The sequence below is a fragment of the Actinomyces urogenitalis DSM 15434 genome (assembly GCF_000159035.1).
GTDB classification, from domain to species: Bacteria; Actinomycetota; Actinomycetes; order Actinomycetales; family Actinomycetaceae; genus Actinomyces; species Actinomyces urogenitalis.
Genome location: NZ_DS999576.1, coordinates 670,143 through 691,313 on the forward strand (window position 1 = coordinate 670,143; position 21,171 = coordinate 691,313).

At 68.3% G+C, this 21,171-nt stretch carries 20 protein-coding genes and 1 pseudogene; 3 read left to right on the forward strand and 18 right to left on the reverse strand.

All coding sequences use genetic code 11. The features are described from left to right. Window positions 1-247, reverse strand: a pseudogene (locus HMPREF0058_RS11065) (dipeptidase); the annotation flags it as partial. Window positions 248-287: 40 nt separating this feature from the next. On the opposite strand from HMPREF0058_RS11065, the gene HMPREF0058_RS11070 reads away from it, so the two are divergent. Together HMPREF0058_RS11070 and HMPREF0058_RS11075 are read left to right on the forward strand one after the other, a co-directional pair. Continuing rightward, entirely contained in the window at window positions 288-896 is a 609-nt protein-coding gene (locus tag HMPREF0058_RS11070) for a DUF3043 domain-containing protein (protein ID WP_006549883.1), read from the forward strand. A 118-nt stretch (window positions 897-1,014) separates the two neighbouring features. Then, window positions 1,015-2,034 carry an aldo/keto reductase family protein gene (locus HMPREF0058_RS11075; protein ID WP_006549884.1) on the forward strand — a complete coding sequence of 340 codons (1,020 nt, stop codon included), beginning with the start codon at window positions 1,015-1,017 and terminating at the stop codon, window positions 2,032-2,034. Between the two features lie 51 nt (window positions 2,035-2,085). Here HMPREF0058_RS11075 and HMPREF0058_RS11080 read toward each other — a convergent pair whose 3' ends face one another. Continuing rightward, window positions 2,086-3,357, reverse strand: a complete 1,272-nt coding sequence (locus tag HMPREF0058_RS11080; RefSeq protein ID WP_248597023.1) for an MFS transporter — start codon at window positions 3,355-3,357, stop codon at window positions 2,086-2,088. Between the two features lie 98 nt (window positions 3,358-3,455). Further along, entirely contained in the window at window positions 3,456-4,502 is a 1,047-nt protein-coding gene (locus HMPREF0058_RS11085) for a quinone-dependent dihydroorotate dehydrogenase (protein WP_006549886.1), read from the reverse strand. Window positions 4,503-4,591: 89 nt separating this feature from the next. Between HMPREF0058_RS11085 and HMPREF0058_RS11090 the strand changes: the two genes are divergently transcribed. Further along, the gene (locus HMPREF0058_RS11090; RefSeq protein ID WP_006549887.1) at window positions 4,592-4,954 is read left to right on the forward strand and encodes a DUF488 domain-containing protein; all 363 of its coding nucleotides are present in this window, start codon (window positions 4,592-4,594) and stop codon (window positions 4,952-4,954) included. Here the strand turns inward: HMPREF0058_RS11090 and HMPREF0058_RS11095 are convergent. From HMPREF0058_RS11095 to HMPREF0058_RS11165, 15 genes are all read right to left on the reverse strand, one after another. Then, on the reverse strand, window positions 4,944-5,378 hold the full coding sequence (locus HMPREF0058_RS11095; RefSeq protein ID WP_006549888.1) for a metal-sulfur cluster assembly factor: 435 nt from the start codon (window positions 5,376-5,378) through the stop codon (window positions 4,944-4,946). The two genes, HMPREF0058_RS11090 and HMPREF0058_RS11095, sit on opposite strands and share 11 nt — an antisense overlap. Window positions 5,379-5,450: 72 nt before the next feature. Beyond that, entirely contained in the window at window positions 5,451-5,933 is a 483-nt protein-coding gene (gene sufU, locus HMPREF0058_RS11100) for a Fe-S cluster assembly sulfur transfer protein SufU (protein ID WP_006549889.1), read from the reverse strand. Between the two features lie 2 nt (window positions 5,934-5,935). Next, window positions 5,936-7,297 carry an aminotransferase class V-fold PLP-dependent enzyme gene (locus tag HMPREF0058_RS11105; protein ID WP_006549890.1) on the reverse strand — a complete coding sequence of 454 codons (1,362 nt, stop codon included), beginning with the start codon at window positions 7,295-7,297 and terminating at the stop codon, window positions 5,936-5,938. 9 nt (window positions 7,298-7,306) lie between these two features. Further along, complete coding sequence (gene sufC, locus HMPREF0058_RS11110; protein ID WP_006549891.1) at window positions 7,307-8,056, reverse strand: Fe-S cluster assembly ATPase SufC; 750 nt, start codon at window positions 8,054-8,056, stop codon at window positions 7,307-7,309. Window positions 8,057-8,101: 45 nt separating this feature from the next. Then, a complete protein-coding gene (gene sufD / locus HMPREF0058_RS11115) occupies window positions 8,102-9,361 on the reverse strand; it encodes a Fe-S cluster assembly protein SufD (RefSeq protein WP_040319882.1) in 1,260 nt (419 codons plus the stop codon). Between the two features lie 74 nt (window positions 9,362-9,435). Beyond that, window positions 9,436-10,875: a Fe-S cluster assembly protein SufB gene (gene sufB, locus HMPREF0058_RS11120; RefSeq protein ID WP_006549893.1), complete on the reverse strand. Its 1,440-nt coding sequence runs from the start codon at window positions 10,873-10,875 to the stop codon at window positions 9,436-9,438. After that, window positions 10,872-11,606, reverse strand: a complete 735-nt coding sequence (locus tag HMPREF0058_RS11125) for a helix-turn-helix transcriptional regulator (RefSeq protein WP_006549894.1) — start codon at window positions 11,604-11,606, stop codon at window positions 10,872-10,874. Before HMPREF0058_RS11125 ends, sufB begins: the two co-directional genes overlap by 4 nt. Before the next feature lie 354 nt (window positions 11,607-11,960). Further along, complete coding sequence (locus tag HMPREF0058_RS11130) at window positions 11,961-12,881, reverse strand: glycoside hydrolase family protein (RefSeq protein ID WP_006549895.1); 921 nt, start codon at window positions 12,879-12,881, stop codon at window positions 11,961-11,963. Between the two features lie 30 nt (window positions 12,882-12,911). Then, window positions 12,912-13,874 (reverse strand): carbohydrate ABC transporter permease, encoded by a 963-nt coding sequence (locus HMPREF0058_RS11135; protein WP_006549896.1) that lies wholly within the window; start codon window positions 13,872-13,874, stop codon window positions 12,912-12,914. A gap of 1 nt (window position 13,875) precedes the next feature. Beyond that, window positions 13,876-14,718: a carbohydrate ABC transporter permease gene (locus HMPREF0058_RS11140; RefSeq protein WP_248597024.1), complete on the reverse strand. Its 843-nt coding sequence runs from the start codon at window positions 14,716-14,718 to the stop codon at window positions 13,876-13,878. Window positions 14,719-14,855: 137 nt separating this feature from the next. Continuing rightward, window positions 14,856-16,160, reverse strand: a complete 1,305-nt coding sequence (locus tag HMPREF0058_RS11145) for a sugar ABC transporter substrate-binding protein (RefSeq protein ID WP_006549898.1) — start codon at window positions 16,158-16,160, stop codon at window positions 14,856-14,858. A 78-nt stretch (window positions 16,161-16,238) separates the two neighbouring features. Next, a complete protein-coding gene (locus HMPREF0058_RS11150; protein ID WP_006549899.1) occupies window positions 16,239-17,267 on the reverse strand; it encodes a LacI family DNA-binding transcriptional regulator in 1,029 nt (342 codons plus the stop codon). A gap of 213 nt (window positions 17,268-17,480) precedes the next feature. Further along, window positions 17,481-18,131 carry an NUDIX domain-containing protein gene (locus tag HMPREF0058_RS11155; RefSeq protein WP_374044935.1) on the reverse strand — a complete coding sequence of 217 codons (651 nt, stop codon included), beginning with the start codon at window positions 18,129-18,131 and terminating at the stop codon, window positions 17,481-17,483. Between the two features lie 23 nt (window positions 18,132-18,154). Beyond that, window positions 18,155-19,942, reverse strand: a complete 1,788-nt coding sequence (pyrG, locus tag HMPREF0058_RS11160) for a CTP synthase (protein ID WP_081449236.1) — start codon at window positions 19,940-19,942, stop codon at window positions 18,155-18,157. 61 nt (window positions 19,943-20,003) lie between these two features. Further along, window positions 20,004-21,125 (reverse strand): glycosyltransferase family 4 protein, encoded by a 1,122-nt coding sequence (locus HMPREF0058_RS11165; protein WP_040319883.1) that lies wholly within the window; start codon window positions 21,123-21,125, stop codon window positions 20,004-20,006. Between the last annotated feature and the right edge of the window lie 46 nt (window positions 21,126-21,171).

Below are 21,171 nucleotides of genomic sequence, written 5' to 3' on the forward strand. Positions count from 1 at the left end.
GCCCCTCGCGGTGGGCGAGCACCGCCGGACGGCCAGGCACGCCGTCCGGCCCGTCGACGCTCACGACCTCGGCCTCCAGCCCCACACCCCGCAGCAGGCCGGCCACGTGCTCGGCCGAGCGCGTCACCTCCGCCTGGTCGTGGCTGGAGGCCGAGACCGAGGGGATGGCGACGAGGTCGACCAGGTCGGCCACGACGTCGTCGAAGGAACGGTGGACGGATGCGCGTACAGCGTCGACTGAGATCATGGTTTTCAGCGTAGCGCGACCGAGCCGGTAACCTAGCGGCGTGAGTCTGTTCAAGAAGGAGAAGGCCGCCGAGCCCGCGCCGGAGGCCGAGAGCACCAAGCCCGGTGGCAAGGGACGTCCCACGCCCAAGCGCAAGGACGCGCAGGCCCGTGGCGTCCACCCCGTGGTCCCCACCGACCGCAAGGCCGCCAAGCGTGAGGCCCGCGCCAAGCAGGATGAGGCCTGGGAGCGCCAGCGCCGCGCCATGGTCACCGGGGACGACCGCTACCTGCCGGTGCGGGACAAGGGACCGATCAAGCGCTACATCCGCGACTACGTGGACGCCCGCTTCAGCGTCGGCGAGCTCTTCCTGCCCTCGACGATCATCCTGCTGCTCGTGGTCATCGGCTTCCAGGCGGTCTCACACTCGGCGCAGGCGGCTGTGGGCACCTTCTACCTCATGCTCTTCATCTACGGTCTCTTCCTCATCGCGATCGTGGACGCGGTCATCTGCTGGCGTCTGGTTCGCAAGCGCCTCATCGCCAAGTTCGGCGAGGCTCGCGTCAAGGAGCAGGGTGTCATCTTCTGGTACGTCTTCTCCCGCTGCTTCAACCTGCGGCGCTGGCGTCAGCCGGTTCCTCAGGTGGGACGCCGCGAGTACCCCTCCTGAGCCCGCTCCGCCTCGTTTCCCGGCCCGGTTCTCCGCCGACAGCGGAAGCCGGGCCGACGACGTCCCTGGCCCTGTGACCGAGGACTCGCCCCGGCGCCTGCTCCCCTAGGCTGGAGCCATGGTTGCTTACCGTCATCTTGGCAGCTCCGGCCTTCGCGTCACGGAGATCACCTACGGAAACTGGCTCACCCACGGCTCGCAGGTCGAGGCTGACACGGCGACGCAGTGCGTCCACACGGCCCTAGACCTGGGCATCACGACCTTCGACACCGCCGACACCTACGCCAACACCAAGGCCGAGGAGGTACTGGGCAAGGCGCTGGCCGGCACGCGCCGTGACGGCGTGGAGATCTTCACCAAGGTCTACTTCCCGATCCAGGACAAGGGCGCTAACGACTCCGGGTTGTCGCGCAAGCACATCCTGCGCGGCATCGAGGGATCGCTCAAGCGCCTGGGCACCGACTACGTGGACCTCCTCCAGGCCCACCGCTACGACGACGCCACGCCGCTGGAGGAGACCATGCAGGCCTTCGCCGACGTCGTGCGCTCGGGCAAGGCCCTGTACATCGGCGTCTCGGAGTGGACCGCCGAGCAGATCCGGGCCGGTCAGGAACTGGCCACCCAGATGGGATTCCGCCTGGTGTCCAACCAGCCGCAGTACTCGATGCTGTGGCGTGTCATCGAGGACAAGGTCGTGCCCACCTCCGAGGAGCTCGGCATGGGCCAGGTCGTGTGGTCCCCGATGGCTGAGGGCGTGCTGTCCGGCAAGTACCTACCCGGTCAGCAGCCTCCGGCAGGCTCGCGCGCCACGGACGAGCGTGGCGGCAAGGACATGATCGCGGGCTGGATGCGCGACGAGGTCCTCACCGCGGTCCAGAGCCTGCGTCCGATCGCTGACGAGGCAGGCCTGACCATGCCGCAGCTGGCGATCGCGTGGGTCCTGCAGAACCCGAACGTCTCGGCCGCCCTGGTGGGCGCCTCCCGGCCCCAGCAGCTGGAGGAGAACGTCAAGGCCTCGGGCGTGCGCCTGGACGCGGACATGATGGCCGCGATCGACCAGGCCCTGGGCGACGTCGTCGAGCGTGACCCGGCGCTCACCCGCTCCCCCTCACGCAAGGCTGACGAGGAGCTGCGCTGACCTGTGACGCGAGCGGGTAGCTTTGCGCACGAGCGAGGAGCCTGGCGTTCTTCACTCGGAGGCAAAGCTACCCGTTCGGCCCGTCAACGCCTGCGCTGCGGCCAGAGCGAGTATGACCGCACCGGCTGCCACAGCCGGCAAGTTGGCGTAGTGGAGGTTGGCCCCGAGCGCACCCGTGGCCACCGAGCCGAGGGAGACCCCCAGGACGTTGCAAGTAGCAGCCACAGTCATCAGGCTCGTGACCCGTCCGGATACAGCCACCGCCTCGATACGCGTGTAGGAGGTTGCCAGGACCGTGCCCACGCCCGCTCCCATGATGAGGATCATCGCCAGGGTCAGCGGCGTGCCGGGAACCGCCGTGAGGACGGACGAGCAGATGAGCACCAGAAGGCCACCCAGAGCCGTCCTCGCGAGGACGCCGGTGCGCAAGGAGGGCGCCACCATGCCGGCCAGCGCCGAGGTGATCCCCATCGAGCCGTAGATCGGGCCGGTCAGCCCTGGGGTCCCGTGAGCCGTGTGCACGGCGGTCAGCGCCGTCTGGGTGGCGCCAAAGACCACGCCCACAGCACCGATCGTGAGCAGTACCGGTGCCAGCGCCACCCACGGCGTACGCGCCTGCGCCTGCGTGGAACCGGCCCCGCCGTCGTGGTGCGGACGAGACAGCGCCGGGCGGCAGGCGAGCCACAGGGCGAAGGCTCCTTCACCCAGCACGGTGAGGACCAGCAGGGACAGGGCCGCCCCCTCGGCCCCGAGCAGCGTCACCAGCGCCCCGGCCGCGACCGGCCCGACGACGAAGCTCGTCTCATCCGCGGCCGTCTCGAAGCCCAGGCCGAGCCGGATCGTCCGCAGGGCACGAGCAGGTACGGCGTCCGCACGAGCAATGGCCGACCAGCATGCACGCGCAATCGAGCCTGCCTGAGGGTTCGCACATCCGAGGAGTGCCGCGAAGATGAGAATGAGGGCACTTGACAGGTCCGCATACAAACAGGCGAGTACCCCGGCCAGAGCCAGTGACTGCACCACGAGGGCGCAGGCGAGCACACGCACCGCACCAATCCGGTCCACGAGGCGGCCGACGAGTGGCGCCCCAGCGGCAGTCCCCAGGCCCACGGCCGCGACTATCGAGCCGGCCAGGGCCAGGCCTCGGCCGGAGGCGGAGACGATGAGGAGCATGCCCAGCTGGTTCATGGCCGCTGGCAGCCGGCCCAGAAACCCCAGGGCAAGGAAGGAGCCACCGGCAGCCTGCACGAGAGCACGCAGGGGCCGGTCGGGTGCAGGCGGCTGCGCGCCGGGCACCTGAGAGGAGGGGGCTGAATGAGTCACTGGTGTTCCCGGGGTCGACGACGTCGGACTACCAGCCCGACCTCACAGGTAGCCTCGTCTCCCACTCATGCGCCGTGGCGCGCGGCCATGGTAACCGTTCAGCGCGGGCGGCGCATGGTCGCCAGCGCCCGGTTGATACGGCCCGGCCACGCCGGACCGTTGTAGATGAAGGCGGTGTAGGCCTGGAGCAGGTCCGCACCGGCGTCGAGCATGAGCTCAGCGTCCATGATGGAGGAGATCCCACCCACGCCGATAATCGTTGGCCCTTCGCCCAGGCGCGCGCGCAGCCGGCGCACGACCTCCAGGGAGCGCGGAAGCAGCGGCGCCCCGGACAGGCCTCCCTCCCCCAGGTCGTGGTCGATGGTGGTGTTGGTGGCGACCACGCCGTCCAGGCCCATGTCGGTGACAAGGTCAGCGACGGCGTCGATGTCCGCGTCCGCCAGGTCCGGGGCTATCTTGACCAGGAGGGGCACGTGGCGGTGGGCGGCAGCGTCACCAGCTTCCCGCACGGCCTCAAGGATCGGCCGCAGGGACTCCACGTTCTGCAGGTCGCGCAGACCCGGGGTGTTGGGGCTGGAGACGTTGACGACGAGGTAGTCGGCCCAGCGCGCCACCGCGGCCGCGGAGTAGCGGTAGTCCTCGACGGCGTCCTCCAGCGGGACCACCTTGGTCTTGCCGATGTTGGCCCCCACGACGATGCTGCGCCCGCGCACGGTCGAGCGCAGCTCGCGCAGGCGGCGGGCCGCCTCGTCCGCACCGGAGTTGTTGAAGCCCATCCTGTTACGCACGGCTCGCGTAGCCGGGTACCGCCACATGCGGGGCTTGTCATTGCCAGGCTGGGCCTGCGCGGTGAAGGTGCCGACCTCGATGAAGCCGAAGCCGAGGGCGTCCATGCCCTCCACGGCCTCGCCCTCCTTGTCCATCCCGGCAGCCAGTCCCAGCACGCCGGGAACCGGGCGGGCGAAGGGCCCTCCCTGACCGGCAGAGGGCACGGGGATCGCGGGTCGGCGTCCCCAGGCCTGGCGCACGACGTCCCGCACGAAGGGCAGGCGACCGGTGAGCGCGACGCCCTTGACGCAGACGTCGTGGATAACCTCGGGGTCAATGCGTGTCAGGACGGTCTTGTACAGCAGGTCGTAGAGCACGGGGTCAGGATACCGGGGGCCACGAGGCTCATGCGTTACGCCGGTGGGATACTGGCACGGCCACGAGTGAAGAGAGGCGAGAGACCGTCATGAGCCTGGACGTCGTGCTCAAGTCCGTCCGTGAGGAACCCAGCGCCGAGGACGGGTACCGGGTGCTGGTGGACCGGTTGTGGCCGCGAGGGGTGTCCAAGGAGCGCGCAGCACTGGACGAGTGGTGTCAGGAGATCGCTCCGTCTGGCGAGCTGCGTCGCGGCTTCCACCACGGCGAGATCAGCTGGGAGGAGTTCCAGGCGCGTTACCGCGCCGAGCTGGCCCAGCCCGAGCGTGCCGAGGCTGTGGCACACCTACGCGGCCTGGCCGAACGCGGACGCCTCACCCTCCTGTACGGCACGAGGAACGGAAACCAGCGCTCCAACGCGCCGGTGCTGCGCGAGGTACTCCTCAGACGTTGAAGCCCAGCGCCCGCAGCTGCTCGCGCCCCTCGGGCGTGATCTTGTCCGGGCCCCACGGCGGCAGCCACACCCACTGGATGCGGACCTTGTCCACGATGTAGGCCAGGGCCTGGGACGCCTGCTCCTCAATGACGTCGGTCAGCGGGCAGGCTGCCGTCGTCAGCGTCATGTCCAGCACCACGGTGCCGTCGGGCTCGATGGCGATGCCGTAGAGCAGACCGAGGTCGACGACGTTGATGCCCAGCTCCGGGTCGATGACGTCGCGCAGGGCTTCCTCGATCGCGGCGACGTCGACGTCGGAGAGCTGGGCGGGGGCGTGCTGGGCCGCCATGGGGTTGTCGGCCGGGCCGGCAGGTGCGGTGGTAACCGGGCTGCCGGCCGGGTTCTCGGCTCCGGGCGCCGGGGCGCCGGTGGGCTCGCTCATGCGGTCTCCTTGAGGTTGTCAGGACCGATCCGGTCCTCGTCAGTCAGTGGTGAGGGCAGGTGAGGGGACGCCTCAGCTGGCCGGTGCGCCGTCGGCCTCCACCTGCGGAAGGACGACGCCGGAGCGCGCCAGGGCGTCCTTGAGGGCCATCCACCCCAGCAGCGCGCACTTGACGCGGTTGGGGTACTTCGAGACCCCCTCGAAGGCCGCCCCGTCCTCCAGGGCGTCGAGCACGGCCTCGTCCACGCCCTTGCCGCGTGAGTGCATGAGGGCGTCGAAGTCCGCCTCCAGGCGGGCGACCGTCTCTAGGTCCGCACCGTCGACCAGGTCGTGCATGACCGAGATCGAGGCCTGGGAGATAGAGCAGCCCTCCCCCTGCCAGCCGACGGCCGCGATGGTGCCGTCCTGGACCTTGACGTCAAGAGTCACCTCGTCCCCGCAGGTGGGGTTGACCTGGTGGGACTGGCCGTCAGGGGCGTCGAGCGCGCCCGCGCCGTGGCGCTCACGCGAGTGGTCGAGGATGACCTGCTGGTAGAGCTGGTCGAGGTCGTTCATGCTCACCTGCCAAAGTAGGAACGGACGGAGGCGACCGCCTCGAGGAAGCGGTCAACCTCCTGGGGCGTGGTGGTCGGCCCGAAGGATACGCGCGAGGAGGCGTGCACCCCGAAGTGGGCGTGGATGGGCTGGGCGCAGTGGTGGCCGGTGCGCACAGCGACCCCGGCAGCATCGAGCACCTGGCCGACGTCATGAGGGTGGACGCCATCGACGACGAAGGGCACCACGCCGAGCCGGTCGCGGGTATCGGTCGGCCCGAGCACGCGCACGCCGGCCACGCCCGTCAGGCCGTCCAGAAGACGCCCAGTCAGCACCTGTTCACCGGCGTGCAGACGGTCCAGGCCCAGCCGTGACAGGTAGCCCACCGCCGTCGTCCACGCCGCGGCCTGGGCCAGCGGCTGGCTGCCGGCCTCGAAGCGGGCGGGACCGGTCATGTAGGTCGAGGACTCCATGGAGACGACCTCGATCATCGAGCCCCCGGTGAGCACCGGTGGCATCGCCTCCGTCAGCTCCTCGGTGGCCACCAGCGCGCCGATGCCGGTCGGCCCGAGCATCTTGTGGCTGGACAGGACCATCGCGTCCACACCGGCAGCGGACAGCGCCGCGAAGTCCAGCGGGAGGTGGGCCCCGGACTGGCAGGTGTCCAGCAGGACGAGGGCACCGACTGCCTTGGCTGCCGGCAGGATCACATCCAGCGGGGTGAGCGCTCCGATGACGTTGGAGGCGTGGGCCACAGCCACCACGCGGGTGCGCTCGGTGATGACGTCCACCGTGCCGGGATCGATCCGGCCCTCGGGGGTCAGGTCCAGCCACCGCAGAGTGGCACCCGTGCGCGCCGCCAGCTCCTGCCAGGGCACGAGGTTGGCGTGGTGCTCCGCGCGCGAGACGACGATCTCGTCGCCCTGGCCCAGGCGGAGCCTGGCCGAGGGGTCATGAGCATCCGCTGCCGCGCCCCCGCGCCCGGCCGGGCGCCCCAGGCTCGCGTGCCCGATCGCCAGGGCCACGAGGTTGACTGCCTCGGTGGCGTTCTTGGTGAAGACCACCTGACTGGCCCGCGCTCCCACGAAGGCGCCGACCGCCTCGTGAGCCTCCTCCCAGGCGGCAGTCGCCTCATCGGCGATCTGGTAGGTCGAGCGGCCCGCGGCGCCGTTGGACATCCGCAGGAACTCGGCCTCACGAGCGATGACGCAGGCTGGCTTCTGGCTGGTGGCTGCCCAGTCGAGATAGGCCAGCTGCCCGCCCGAGCGCGCGGGACGCGCCAGGTACGGGAAGTCCGCACGGACGGCGGCGAGCTCGTCCGCGCTCAGCGGCTGCGGCGGCCTCACCTGCGCGGCAGACGGGACGGAGGATGCAGAGTCAGTCATGAGGGTGCCTCACTTGAGGAAGCGGTCGTAGCCCTCGTTCTCCAGGCGCTCAGCCAGGTCCGGGCCACCCTCCTCGGCCACGTGCCCGTCAACGAAGACGTGGACGTGGCTGGGCTTGATGTAGCGCAGGATCCGCGTGTAGTGCGTGATGAGGAGGAAGCCGGCGTCGGAGGAGTCGTGCAGGCGGTTGACGCCCTCGGAGACGATGCGCAGCGCGTCCACGTCCAGGCCGGAGTCGGTCTCGTCCAGGACGGCGAACCGGGGCTTCAAGAGCTCCATCTGGAGGATCTCGAAGCGCTTCTTCTCGCCTCCCGAGAAGCCGGCGTTGACGTCACGCTCGTTGAAAGCAGGGTCCATGCGCAGCTTCTCCATCGCGCCGGAGACCTCGCTGACCCACTGGCGGACCTTGGGGGCCTGGCCGTCGATGGCGGTCTTGGCGGTGCGCAGGAAGTTGGCCACGGACACGCCGGGGACCTCAACCGGGTACTGCATGGCCAGGAACAGGCCGGCGCGAGCGCGCTCGTCCACGCTCATGTCCAGCAGGTTGACGCCGTCGAGCAGGACCTCACCGTCGGTGACCTCGTAGTCGGGGTGACCGGCGATGGAGTAGGCCAGGGTGGACTTGCCCGAGCCGTTGGGGCCCATGATGGCGTGGACCTCGCCGGAGTCAACCGTGAGGTCGACGCCCTTGAGGATGGGCTTGGGGCCGTCGTTGGTGGCGACCTGGACGTGGAGGTTCTTGATCTGCAGAGTGCTCATGCTCGTGTGCTCTTCTGTTGCGGGTACGGGGTGGTCAGGTGCGGCTCAGGCGGTGGGAGCCTGCTCGCGGGCGGCGATGACGCCGGTGAGCTCCAGCTCCTTCTCGATGGCGCCCATGAGGGTCTCCTCGACCTCAGGCACGCCGATCTCGGCGACGATCTCATTGAAGAAGCCGAGCACCACCAGGCGCCGAGCCTCAGCCTCGGGGATGCCGCGGGCACGCAGGTAGAACAGCTGGTGGTCGTCGAAGCGCCCGGTGGCCGAGGCATGGCCGGCGCCCTCGATGTTGCCGTTCTCGATCTCCAGGTTGGGGATCGAGTCCGCCTTGGCGCCCTCGGTGAGCACCAGGTTGCGGTTGAGCTCGTAGGTGTCCGTGCCGCGGGCGGCGGCGCCGATGAGGCAGTCCCCCACCCATACGGCGTGGGCATTCTCGCCCTGCAGCGCGCCCTTGTAGGTCACGCGGGAGTAGCAGTGCGGCTCGGTGTGGGCCACGTAGGGGCGGTGCTCCTGGTGCTGGCCGGCGTCGGTGAAGTAGACGCCGTAGGCCTCGGTACGCCCGCCCTCGCCAGCGAAGCCGAGGTCGGAGGAGATGCGCACGTCTCCACCCAGGCTCACGACCACGTGCTTGAGGGTGCCACGCCCCTCCACGCGCACGCGGTGGTTGGAGGCGTGGACGGCGGCGTCGTCCCAGTTCTGGATAGTCACCAGGGTCAGCTCGGCCTCAGGGGCGACGACAACCTCTACCCCCTGCGTGTAGGCGGCAGTGCCGGTGTGATCCAGGACCACGGTGCCGCGGCTGCCCTTCTGGGCGGTAATGAGCAGGTGGCCGGCAGCGGGGTGGGCGAAGCCCTCCTCGCCGGGGACCTCGTGGCCCGTCACGCTCACGCGCACGGCGCGCTCGAGCTGGGCGCCAGCCTGGAGGGTGACGGCGGTGGCGGTCTCGAACGCCGCCCAGGCGACGACGCCGGTGCGGTCCACCGGGGCGCCGACGGTCCCCAGGCGCTCGTCGGTGCGTTCCAGGCTCTCCACGTCCACGCCCTGCGGGGCGTCGACGGCGACGGTGACCGAGTCCGTCGCGCTTCCGGCACGCACGGCCTCCAGGTCGAACAGCGGGCGGAAACGCTTCATGGGCGTGAAGCGCCATTCCTCCTCGCGCCCGCGTGGCACCGGGATGTCAGCCGGGTCGAAGGAGGTAGGGCGGTCCGCACGCGAGGCGACGTAGCGCCCCTGAGGCGCTGCGGCGCGCCCGTGAGTGTGGGCGCCGTCCAGGCTCGCCTGGGAGTGGTCAGTGGACAGGTCGGGCATGAGGTGCTCCTGTGCCGGGTACCCGGCGGATCGAGTGGAAGGTGGTGTGCGTGGGGCGGGCTGCGCCGTCGGCCTCATCCGACGGAGTTCTCCATCTGCAGCTCGATGAGGCGGTTAAGCTCCAGGGCGTACTCCATGGGCAGCTCGCGGGCGATAGGCTCGACGAAGCCGCGCACGATCGTGGCCATGGCCTCGGTCTCGGTCAGCCCGCGCTGCATGAGGTAGAAGAGCTGGTCCGCGCTCACCTTGGACACGGTGGCCTCGTGGCCCATCTCGACGTCGTCGGTACGCACGTCGACGTAGGGGTAGGTGTCCGAGCGCGAGATCTCGTCGACCAGCAGGGCGTCGCACAGCACGTTGGACTTGGAGTGCCGGGCGTTCTTCATGATCTGGACCAGGCCGCGATAGCCCGAGCGCCCACCGTGGCGGGCCACGGACTTAGAGACGATGTGGCTGGAGGTGTAGGGCGCCATGTGCACCATCTTGGCGCCGGTGTCCTGGTGCTGGCCCTCGCCGGCGAAGGCGATGGACAGGGCCTCACCGCGGGCGTGGGGACCCATGAGGTAGACGGCCGGGTACTTCATGTTGCGCTTGGAGCCGATGTTGCCGTCCACCCACTCCATGGTGGCGCCCTCGGCGCAGGTGGCGCGCTGGGTCACCAGGTTCCACACGTTACTGGACCAGTTCTGGATGGTCGTGTACCGCACGCGGGCGTTCTTCTTGACCACGATCTCCACGATCGCTGAGTGCAGGGAGTCGGTGGAGTAGATGGGGGCGGTACAGCCCTCGACGTAGTGGACGTAGGAGTCCTCGTCGGCGATGATGAGCGTGCGCTCGAACTGGCCCATGTTCTCGGTGTTGATCCGGAAGTAGGCCTGCAGCGGGATCTCGACGTGGACGCCCTTGGGCACGTAGATGAAGGAGCCGCCGGACCACACCGCGGTGTTGAGGGCGGCGAACTTGTTGTCACCAGCCGGCACCACCGAGCCGAAGTACTCCTGGACCAGCTCGGGGTACTCGCGCACCGCGGTGTCGGTGTCGACGAAGATGACGCCCTGCTTCTCCAGGTCCTCACGGATCTGGTGGTAGACGACCTCAGACTCGTACTGGGCCGCCACGCCCGCCACCAGCCGCTCGCGCTCGGCCTCGGGGATGCCGATGCGGTCATAGGTGGAGCGGATGTCGTCGGGCAGGTCGTCCCAGGAGCTCGCCGGCTTGTCAGTGGAGCGCACGTAGTACTTCACCGAGTCCATGTCCAGCTCGGACAGGTCCACGCCCCAGGTGGGCATGGGCTTGCGCTCGAAGATCTCGTAGGCCTTGAGGCGCTTGGCCAGCATCCACTCGGGCTCGCCCTTGATGGCGGAGATCTCCCGCACGACCTGCTCGTCAAGACCGCGCTTGGCGTTGGCACCAGCCTCGTCAGAGTCGTGCCAGCCAAAGTCGTACTGCGTCGAGATCGAGTCGATGATCTCGTCGTCGGAGACGCGAGGCTTGTCGGTGCTCGGTGATGTCATCGGGTTCCTTCCGTTCGCTGGGCCCGTGGGCTTCGCGTGTCTGCTGCTGCTCGTACCGTGCGCTTGCGCAGGACGGGCATCGCGATGGGGACGTGCGTGGTGCACACGTGGTCGCCGCCGGCGAGGGTAGCCAGACGCTGCACCGGGACTCCAATCAGGCGGGCGATGGCCTGGGTCTCGGCCTCGCACAGCTCGCCGAACTGTCCAGCGACATCACGCACCGGGCAGTGGCCCTGGCACAGCTGGACGGCAAAGGAACCGTCTCCCACGTCGCGGACGGTGGCGGCGTAGCCGTCCAGGGTCAGGGCGTCCGCCAGGGCGCGAGCGCGGTCCGAGGGATCCTTACCTGCGGCCTCGACCACCGGCATGTAGCGGCGTTCCAGGTCGCGTCCGCGCACGGCCGCAAAGGAGTCGATCGCCTTGTCCCCGGCGACCTGCTGGAGGTAGGACAGGGCTCGCGTGGCGATATCGGAGTAGCCCTCGGCGAAGCTCGTCCTCGCTTTCGAGGTGGCCACGTAGTGACGAGCCGGACGGCCACGCCCTCGCTTGCCGCAGGCAGCGGCCGCGTGGACCTGGATCTCTCCGCTCTCCTCCAGGGCAGTGAGGTGGCGACGCACCGCCGCAGGCGTCAGGTCCAGGACCCTGGCCAGCTGGGCTGCGGAGACCGGCCCCTTCTCGACGATGAGGTCAAGGACCCTGGCCCGGGTCGAGTCGTCGTCGACCGTGCTCATGACCTCTCCTCTCCTCCTCGGGCGGCGCACGTAGGCCGGATGGCCTACGCACTGTCCCACTTTAACCAAGATCGGCCTTCCGATATTAGCAGGACGAGAGGATCGGTCGATCTCGGTACGTGGGATCCAGCACGCATACCGGTCAGAGGAGTGGCCTATGCCGGGCCCCGCACGGTGACGACGGCGCACGGCGCCGGTCGGATCGTTTCTTGCACTGGCGGCGTTTCCGGCAGACGCACGACGCTCGATGGGGGTGGGAGCGAACCGATGAGGTTCGCTCCCACCCCCATCGAGCGGTCACATCGGGCATGGCCCCATCGGAGCGCTACCCGAGCGCGCCGAGGCCGCTTGGCGTCAGCGCGCTGGAGCCTGAGACAGCTGCACCTCGTTCCAAGGCAACGGGTCCGGGATCACTCCGCGGAAGACGCCGTCCTCTCCGTCGTCAAAGCCGGTGAAAGCCCACTGCCCGTCTGCCATGTCAAAGACCTGGCCGGCGTACAGGTGCGTAGGCTCGACATAGCGGGCATTGTCCACATCCCACGGCCCCAAGGGCCCCTCCCCCTCGGCGACCCACACCGTTCCGTCGCACGCAGCGGCCTGCATGTCACGCCCGCAGGAGAAGACCAGCAGGTGCTTGCCGTCGACGAACCGTGACTGACTGACCTCAAGCTGACCGAACTGGCTGGGCTCAGTCAGAGGCTCGAGCACCTCCCAGTGGTCCAGGTCATCAGACACGGCATGGCCAATCACGCCGGCGTGCAAACGATCCACACCGGCACGGCGCGCCGTGACCAGCATGTGCCAGCGCCCCTCATGTTGGAAGACATAGGGGTCCCGCCACGGCTCGTCCCACGGGTAGGAGGGGTTCCACTTCTCGTACCAGCGTCCGTCAGCCTCCACAGGCTCGGCGCAGGCGCGGGTGAAGGTCACCCCGTCCTGCGAGTCAGCCCAGCCAACTCGCTGAACCATCCCTCCTTCGCGACGGGAGATGCCGGTGTAGAAGAGACGGATCGTGCCGTCATCCTTGACGACGGCCGAGCCGGTCCAGGTCGCCTGGTCATCGAAGGCAGGACCATCAGAGTGAACCAGGGCATCGGGCAGTAAGGTCCAGTTGCGAGCATCTGAGGACACCGCGTGCCCAATCGATGCCCGCCAGTGACGCCGGTCCGGGTTGTGCAGCGCCTTCGACGCACGCAGAAAGAACAGGTGGTACTGGTCTGCGCGACGAGCGATCCAGTGGTCCCACATCCAGTGGTCAGCAAGGCTGAAGGCCATCTCGGTCTCCTTGTCCGGGTTGCAAGTGTCTCAGCCCTTGACGGCCGTACCGGCCAGAGACTGGACAAAGGAACGTTGGAAGATGATGAACAGCACCAACATGGGCACTGTGATGAGCGTGCCGTAAGCCATGATCTCGCCCCACACGGGGTTGAGCTGGAAGAAGTACTGCATTCCTACGCTTACCGGGCGCATCGCCTCCTCCTGAACCACCATGAGCGGCCAGAGGTAGGAGTTCCACGCCGGCAGCATCATGATGATGGCCACCGTGGCGAAAGTCGGTCCAGACAGCGGGACGACGATCTTGCGATAGATGGTGAACCAGCTCGCGCCGTCCACGCGCGCAGCCTCGTCGATCTCCTTGGGAATGTCTCCAAAGTGCTGCGAGAAGAGGAAGATCGCCAGCGCGTTGGCAATGTAGGGCAGGATCTGGACCTGGTAGGTGTTCAGCATCCCCTGCTTGACCAGGAACCCGTCCACGACCCACTGCAGCGACGGCAGCTTGGCCACCCAGAAGACCAGCGGCACCGCGATGGTCTCAAAAGGCACCATGAGGGTGGCCAGGACCAGCGAGAGGATGATGCGCTTGCCCTTCCACCGCATCCGGGCGATGGCAAAACCGATCATGGAGTTGACGACGAGGCCGAGGACCACGATGCACACGGTCACGATCGCCGAGTTCAGCAGGAAGCGACCTGCTGGCACACGTTGGAAGACACCCTCGTAGTTGTCCAGTGACAGCTCGCCCACCGGCAGGAACGCCTTGACACTGCCCAGGTCCGCGAAGATCTGCGAGTCAGGCTTGAGCGAGGAGAAGATCATAAACAGCAGCGGGAAGACCGCGACCGATGCGGCGACAACCAGCCCGATATAAGTCAGGACCCGCGAGCGCCGCTTCGTTGCCGCCCGGCCACGCCTTCCAGGCACACGCTGAGCGGTGGGCTGCTGGGCCGGGGTGGTCAGTGAGTGAGACGGGACAGTATGCGTAGCCATGTCAGTCCTTCTCCCTGGTCAGCCAGCGCTGGATAAGGCTGATGAGGAGGACGCAGACGAAGAAGATCAGCGAGATCGCGCTTCCGTAGCCCATGTCCTGCTCGCGGTAGCCCTTGCGCACGGCGTGGTAGACGAGTGTTGAGGTCGCGTCCTGCGGACCTCCTGAGGTCATGACATCAACCTGGACAAACAGTCCGAGCGCAGCGATGGTGATGGTGACAAGGATGAACACCATCGTCGAGCGCAGGCCTGGCCAGGTCACGTAGCGGAATCGCTGCCAGCCGTTGACACCGTCGAGGTCCGCAGCCTCATACAGCGCAGGGTCGATGCCCTGTAGTCCAGACAGCCAGATGATCATGTGCAGACCGACCGCCTGCCAGATCGACAGCACGATGATCGCCGGCATCGCGGTACCCGGATTGTTGAGCCAGGCCACCGCCGTCCAGCCGCCGCCCGTGATGGTGTTGAGCATGGAGTTGACCAGGCCATCGTCCTCGTAGAAGAAGCTCCACAGGATCGAGACCACCACCATGGAGGTGACCACAGGCATGAAGATCATCGTCCTGAAGGCCGTGACGCCCTTGACCTTCTGATTGACCAGGATGGCCAGGGCCAGGGCCAGGCCGGACTGGCACGGAACGACGATGAGGGCAAAGAAGGCGGTATTGGTCAGCGAGCGCAAGAACGTGGGATCAGCTCCCAAGGCACGCTCAAAGTTGGCCAGCCCGACGAAGGAAGGCGGGTTGGGCGAGATCAACCGGGCGTTGGTGAAGGACAGCCCGAAGGTGAGAAGGATCGGGATGCCCATGAAGAGCAGTAACAGGATGAGGGCAGGTGAGCTCATGAGCCACGCCTGCAGCGCCTCGCGACGAGAGCTCGCGCTGCGCCTTGCCGCAACAGAGGTGGACACGTCTTTCTCCCTTCCCGGTGGGAGGCACGCTCGTGCCTCCCACCGGATCAGTGAGTTCAGGGCAAGGCTCGTCAGGAAACCTTGTAGCCGTTGTTGGAGGTGATATCGGCGTCGATGTCCTTGACCGCCTGGTCAAGGCTGGCCTGGACGTCAGCGCCGGAGGCGATGTCACGCAAGGCCTTGTCGAAGACCGAGGAGATCGTCTTGTATCCCGGGGTCGCTGGGCGCAGCAGGGCAAAGGCCTTGCCGATCTCATAGACGGGCTCCAGCGGCTTGCCCTCACCGTAGTTGGCAGTGCCCGGGATCGCCGACTCAATCGAGGGGTAGGTGCCGATCGCGTCGGAGTACTTGATCAGGTACTTGTCCTGCATGAGCAGCTCGATGTACTTGTTAGCCGCTTCCTGGTTCTTGGAGGTCGCAGACACCGCCCACTGCCAGGAACCGCCGCCGACCTTGGCACCCGCACCGAAGTCCACTGGCGGCAGGATGAGGACCTCGTCCAGGCCGTGCGTCTCCTGCGCCTGCAGCACCTTCCAGCCGCCGGTGTAGACCATCGGGACCTTGCCCTGGAGGAAGTCCTGACCGTCCGTCGCCGGGGTCTCGGAAGCCAGGCCGTCAGCGAACAGGTGACGGAACCACTCGCCGAAGGCCTTCGCCTCAGGACCGTTGAGAACGCCCTCGGCGCTCGCCATGGTCTTGCGGTCAATGAGGTCACCACCGAAGCTCTGCAGCATCGGGGCATAGGCGTAGGGCCACCACTCCGCGGCGTCCCAGTTCGACAAGTCGATGGCGTACTCGTAGTCGGGCAGCGCCTTGAGCTTGGTCAGCACGTCCTCGAACTCGTCCTTGGTCCAGGGAGAGTCAACGGTGGGGACGCGGGCCCCGATCTGCTCGATCGCGGACTTGCGGGCCAGGAAGCACAGCGAGGTGTCGTACGGGCCCACGGAGTAGAGCGTGTCGTTGAAGTACCCCTTGGTGGAGTCCACCATCTTGTCGGTCAGCGAGCTGGGCAGCGTCAGAGGAGCGAGGTAGCCAGACCAGGCCCAGTTCGGCATGATCGGACCGTCCAGGTCCAGGATGTCAGGCAGATCACCGGAGGCAGCCGCCGCCACGATCGCGTCGTTGTAGGAGGCCTGGGGGAAGGCCGTGATCGTGATCGGGGTGTCGGGGTTGGCGGCATTGAAGTCATTGACGATGCCCTCGATAACGGCGTACTCATCTGTTCCGCCGGCGCTGTGGGTCCACAGTGTCAGCCCGCCCTTGCCGCCGGAAGCAGAACCTGAGGAGTCCTTACCCTGCGAGGAACAGGCCGCCAGGGTCAGGGCTACCGCACTGGCAGCGCCCAGGCCGAGGAAGGTACGACGAGTCGTGATCATGGAACACTCCTTTGTGTCATCTGGGATGGGAGTTCCCCCGGCTCGTGTGAGCCGGAAGCTTGTGCGTGCCCGGGCTGCTCAGCCCAGGTCTGAGGAGCGGACAGGCTGACTGGGCGGCGCCGTCGACGCTCGTTGAATGAGCTGGCAGTGCATACGAGTGACCCCAGGAGGCGGGTTCTGCTCGTCCTCACAGATCACCGCGCGCGTCATCCACTCAGCCATCTCGTAGTGCGGCAGCCGCATGGTGGTCAGCTGGGGATCAAGGTTGGTGGAGATCAGCTCCAGGTCGTCAAAGCCCACCACTGACAGGTCCTGAGGGATCCTCAGGCCTCGACGCGCCACCTGCCGGTACACCCCAGCGGCCATGGCGTCGTTGTAACAGAAGACAGCTGTCGGGCGAGGATCGAGGTCCAGCAGCCGCGTAGCCGCCTCGTCAGCGCCTGCAGGATCATTGTCTCCGCGCAAGAGCAGGCGCTCGTCCCACGGCAGGCCGTGGCTGACCAGGGCCCGGCGATAGCCCGCGATGCGCAGGCCGACCGCCGCCGCGTCAGAGTCGTGCGCCAGGTGGGCGATGCGGTCGTGGCCAAGCTCGATGAGATGAGTCGTCGCCTCATAGGCGGCACGCTCCTCGTCCGGGACCACACCGGGCACGTCGTCGCGGTCAGCGAAGCTGTTAAGCACGAAGACGTCTGACAGTCCCTCCTCAACGACCACCTCCTGGTGGTACATCGCCGCGTAGATGATGGCGTCGACCTGGCGCGAGCACAGCTCATCGACGGCACGGCGACGCTCTGAGGTGTCACCGCCAGTGTCGGCGAAGATCACCGACCACCCCTGTGACCGTGCGGTGGTCAAGATGCCGTCAACCATCGAGACGGCGTAGGGGGTGGATAGCACGTCATTGGCGACCACGCCCAGCGTCCGGGTGCGCTGACTACGCATCGAGGCCGCCAGGGCGTTACGCACGTAGCCCAGGTCCCGGGCGGCGCCACGTACCCGCTTGGCCGTCGTCGCCGAGACCCGCCCGTTCGCCTTCCCTGACAGGACCAAGGAGGCCGTGGCGGTCGAGACCGCGGCAGCCTGCGCCACATCCGTCAGAGTCGTCATCGCACCTCCTCGCGCCATTGCCATCACGTAGCAGACACCTTCGTATGCCGATGGGCCCATCCTACCTTACCGCTGACCGCTCGTCAACCGTTTAACGCCCTTAATCTCAGCACGTTAATCGCTTCACTGAAGAACGCCAGTCCTGGCAACGAAAAGTGGCCCACGGCACGTGTCGTGTCGCGGGCCACCGTGTGCGGCGCAGCCGCTGTGGTGCTACAGACTCACCGGGCTCCTCAGCCACGGCGCATCGGCCGGGCGCAGCCCTTCCCAGCCGCAAGCGCGCAGCCGGTCAGCCGCCAGCACCCCCGCCACCGTGGCCGGGTTGTGGAGCCGGCCCTGCAGGACTGCCGCCACGACGTCGTCGAAACGGAACCAGGTCGGCACGAACTCAGCCTCCTCCGCCTCACGAGGCACCCGGCGCTCCTCCGGCAGGAGGCTGAGGTCACGAGCGAGGAAGGAGCGGCAGCCCTCCGTGGTGAAGCCCGGCGAGGCATAGTAGTCGACGAGCGTGTGCCAGGTACCGGCCTCGTAATCAGTCTCCTCCGCCAGCTCCCGCCCTGCAGCCACCGCCGGCGCCTCGCCAGCAACGTCAAGCAGGCCTGCCGGGACCTCCCACAGGTCGGCACGCACCGGGTGACGGTACTGACGCACCAGGAGGATCTCCGCAGCGCCGTCGTCCTGGGAGGAGTCCACCCCCTCACGCCACGCCACGATGCTCACGGCGTCATGGTGGGCCACGGTCTGCCGGCGCACGGGCTCAGCACCAGGGGCGAGCGCGATCTGCTCGTCCTGGATGGTGAAGATCGGGCCGGCCCACACCTGCTGGCTGGCGGTCACCTGCCGCGAGTCACGCTGGTCGTCCAGCTCGCGCGCCTGTCCCCTCGTGCTCACCGTGACTGCTTTCCCGCCGTGGCCTCATCCTTGACGGGTGCCACGCTACCCTTCTGGGCAGCCTGCGCGACCTCGGGCTCCAGTCCCTCCTCGCCACGAGCGGCGAAGCGGTCACGCTGGCGGTCCAGCCCGGCATTGATCAGCCCCGTGAACAGCGGGTGGGCGTGGGTGGGCCGCGATTTGAACTCCGGGTGGGCCTGGGTGGCCACGTAGTAGGGATGCAGGGCGCGGTCGAGCTCGACGAACTCGGTCAGGTGCCCGTCCGGTGAGGTGCCGGACACGTGCAGGCCCGCCTCCTCCAGGCGCTCACGGTAGGCGTTGTTGACCTCGAAGCGGTGGCGGTGGCGCTCGCTGACGTGGGTGGCGCCGTAGGTCTGGGCGACGACGGAGCCCTCGGTCAGGACCGCCGGGTAGGCACCCAGCCGCATCGTGCCGCCCAGGTCTCCCCCACCGGTGACGAACTCACGCTGGGCGTCCATCGTAGTGACGACGGGGTCGGGGGTCTCGGGCGCCATCTCGGTTGAGGACGCGGCCTCCAGCCCCAGCAGGTGGCGGGCTGCCTCGATCACCATGCACTGCAGCCCCAGGCACAGGCCCAGGGTGGGCACCTGATGCTCGCGGGCCCAGCGCAGCGCCCCGAGCTTGCCCTCGATGCCGCGCACGCCGAAGCCGCCGGGCACGACGACGGCGTCCACCCCGGACAGCGCACGCTGGGCTCCGTCCGGGCTCTCGCAGGTGTCGGAGGCGACCCAGCGGATCTCCACCTTCGCGTCGCAGGCGAAGCCGGCGTGGCGGATGGCCTCGGAGACGGACAGGTAGGCGTCGTGCAGGTCGATGTACTTGCCCACCAGCGCCACCTCAAGACGGCGGGAGGGGTTGTGGACGTGGTCGAGCAGGCCGTTCCACTCCGCCCAGTCCACGTCCCGGAAGGTCAGGCCCAGCCTCTGGACGAGGAAGGCGTCCAGGCCCTCACGGTGCAGGGTCGGCGGGACGTCGTAGATGCTCGCGGCGTCCTTGCACTCGACGACGGCCTCACGGTCGACGTCGCACATGAGCGCCACCTTGCCCTTGACTCCCTCAGGCAGGGGCCGGTCGGTGCGCAGGACCAGGGCGTCAGGCTGGATACCGATCGAGCGCAGCGCGGCCACCGAGTGCTGGGTGGGTTTGGTCTTGAGCTCACCGGCCGCCGGCAGGAAGGGAATGAGGGAGACATGGACGAAGGCCACGTGGGCCCGCCCCAGATCGGCACGCACCTGGCGAGCCGCCTCGAGGAAGGGCTGGGACTCGATGTCACCGACCGTGCCGCCGATCTCGGTGATGATGACGTCAGGTACCTCGCCGTCCGGGCCAGGCTCAGCCTGAGAGCGCATGACGCGCTTGATCTCGTCAGTGATGTGCGGGATGACCTGGACGGTGTCTCCCAGGTACTCCCCCCGCCGTTCCTTGGCGATCACGCGGGAGTAGACCTGCCCGGTGGTGGCGTTGGCCTTGCCGGAGAGGTTGACGTCAAGGAAGCGCTCGTAGTGGCCGATGTCCAGGTCCGTCTCCGCTCCGTCCTCGGTGACAAAGACCTCCCCGTGCTGGAAGGGGTTCATCGTGCCGGGGTCGACGTTGATATACGGGTCAAGCTTCTGCATCGCCACGCTGATACCGCGCGAGCGCAGCAGTCGTCCCAGGCTGGAGGCCGTCAGCCCCTTACCGAGGGAAGAGACGACGCCACCGGTGACGAAGATGTGGGCAGGGACTTCACTCTGGTGACCGCTGGAGCGGTTAGACGTGCTCATCACGGAACTCCATCATATCGATGACGGCGAAACCTGACAGACACGGTCGGCTAGAGCCGCCTCACACGCCTGGGTCCAGCACTCGCTGCAGCTGGGCCGCCAGCGCCGCGTGGTCCGGCAGCTCACGCGCCGCCTGACGCGCGCGGTCCTGGGCCTGGCGGCGAGCACCGTCGTCGGCCAGGAGCCGGGCCACGGCCTGGGCAACGGCCTGGCTGCTCGGCGAGACGAGCTGGGCTCCACCGCGAGCGGTCACGCCCGTGCCTCCCACGTCCGTGGCCACGATCGCCGCCCCAGCAGCTAGCGCCTCCTGGATCGTGATGGGCTGGCCCTCCCACAGCGAGGTCTGGACAACAACGTCCGCGGCCTGCATGAGGGAGCTGACATCTCCTCGGCGGCCCAGCAGGCGCACGGGCAGCTGCTCGCGCGCGATCCGTGCGGCAAGCTCATCGGCCTGCGGTCCGTCCCCGGCCACAGCCCACGTCAGTGAGGTGGCACCGCCCTCGCCGCCAGCCTCGGTCACGGCGTCGGCCAGCTGCGCGGCGGCGTCCAGGAGCAGGTCCAGCCCCTTCTGGGGAGCCAGGCGCGCCACCGTGAGCACGCGGTAGCCCTCGGGCCACACCTCCTGCACCGCCGCGGCGTCCAGTGCCTCCTGCTGCACGTGGCCGGAGGCGGGGATGACGGCCAGCTCTGCCTCTCTCGCGCCCAGCTCACGCGCCTGTGCCAGCAGGTCGGGGCTCACGGCCAGGACCTGGTCGGCGCGGGCAGCCACCACGCCAGCCAACCCCCGGCCCGTGGCGGTGGTCAGGCGTCCTCCCACCGGCAGGTTGTGCTCGGTGACCACCAGGCGCGTCCGCCGTCGTCCCAGTGCCAGTGCGGCCAGCGCGCCGGCGCGAAGGCCGTGGGCATGGACGACGTCAGCCCGTCGTCCCAGACGACGCAGGCGCGCCAGCACCAGTAAGTCGCCTGGGCCCGGACGCGGGCCGATCTGGAGGACCTCGCTGCGCGCAGCCCCCAGCGGTGCCCCGTCCAGCACCGAGGCAGGAGCCTCGACGATGACGTCGTGGCCCGCCTCAGCCAGGAGCCGGGCGCAGTCGGCCACGTGGACACGCACGCCGCCGGCTGCTGACCCGCACACCTCCAGCACACGCAACCGCCGCTGCTCAGGCTCGACGCGTGAGGTCATCACCTGCCACCCTTCTGCTCATCCGCCGTGCCGGCGGCGTCCTGGC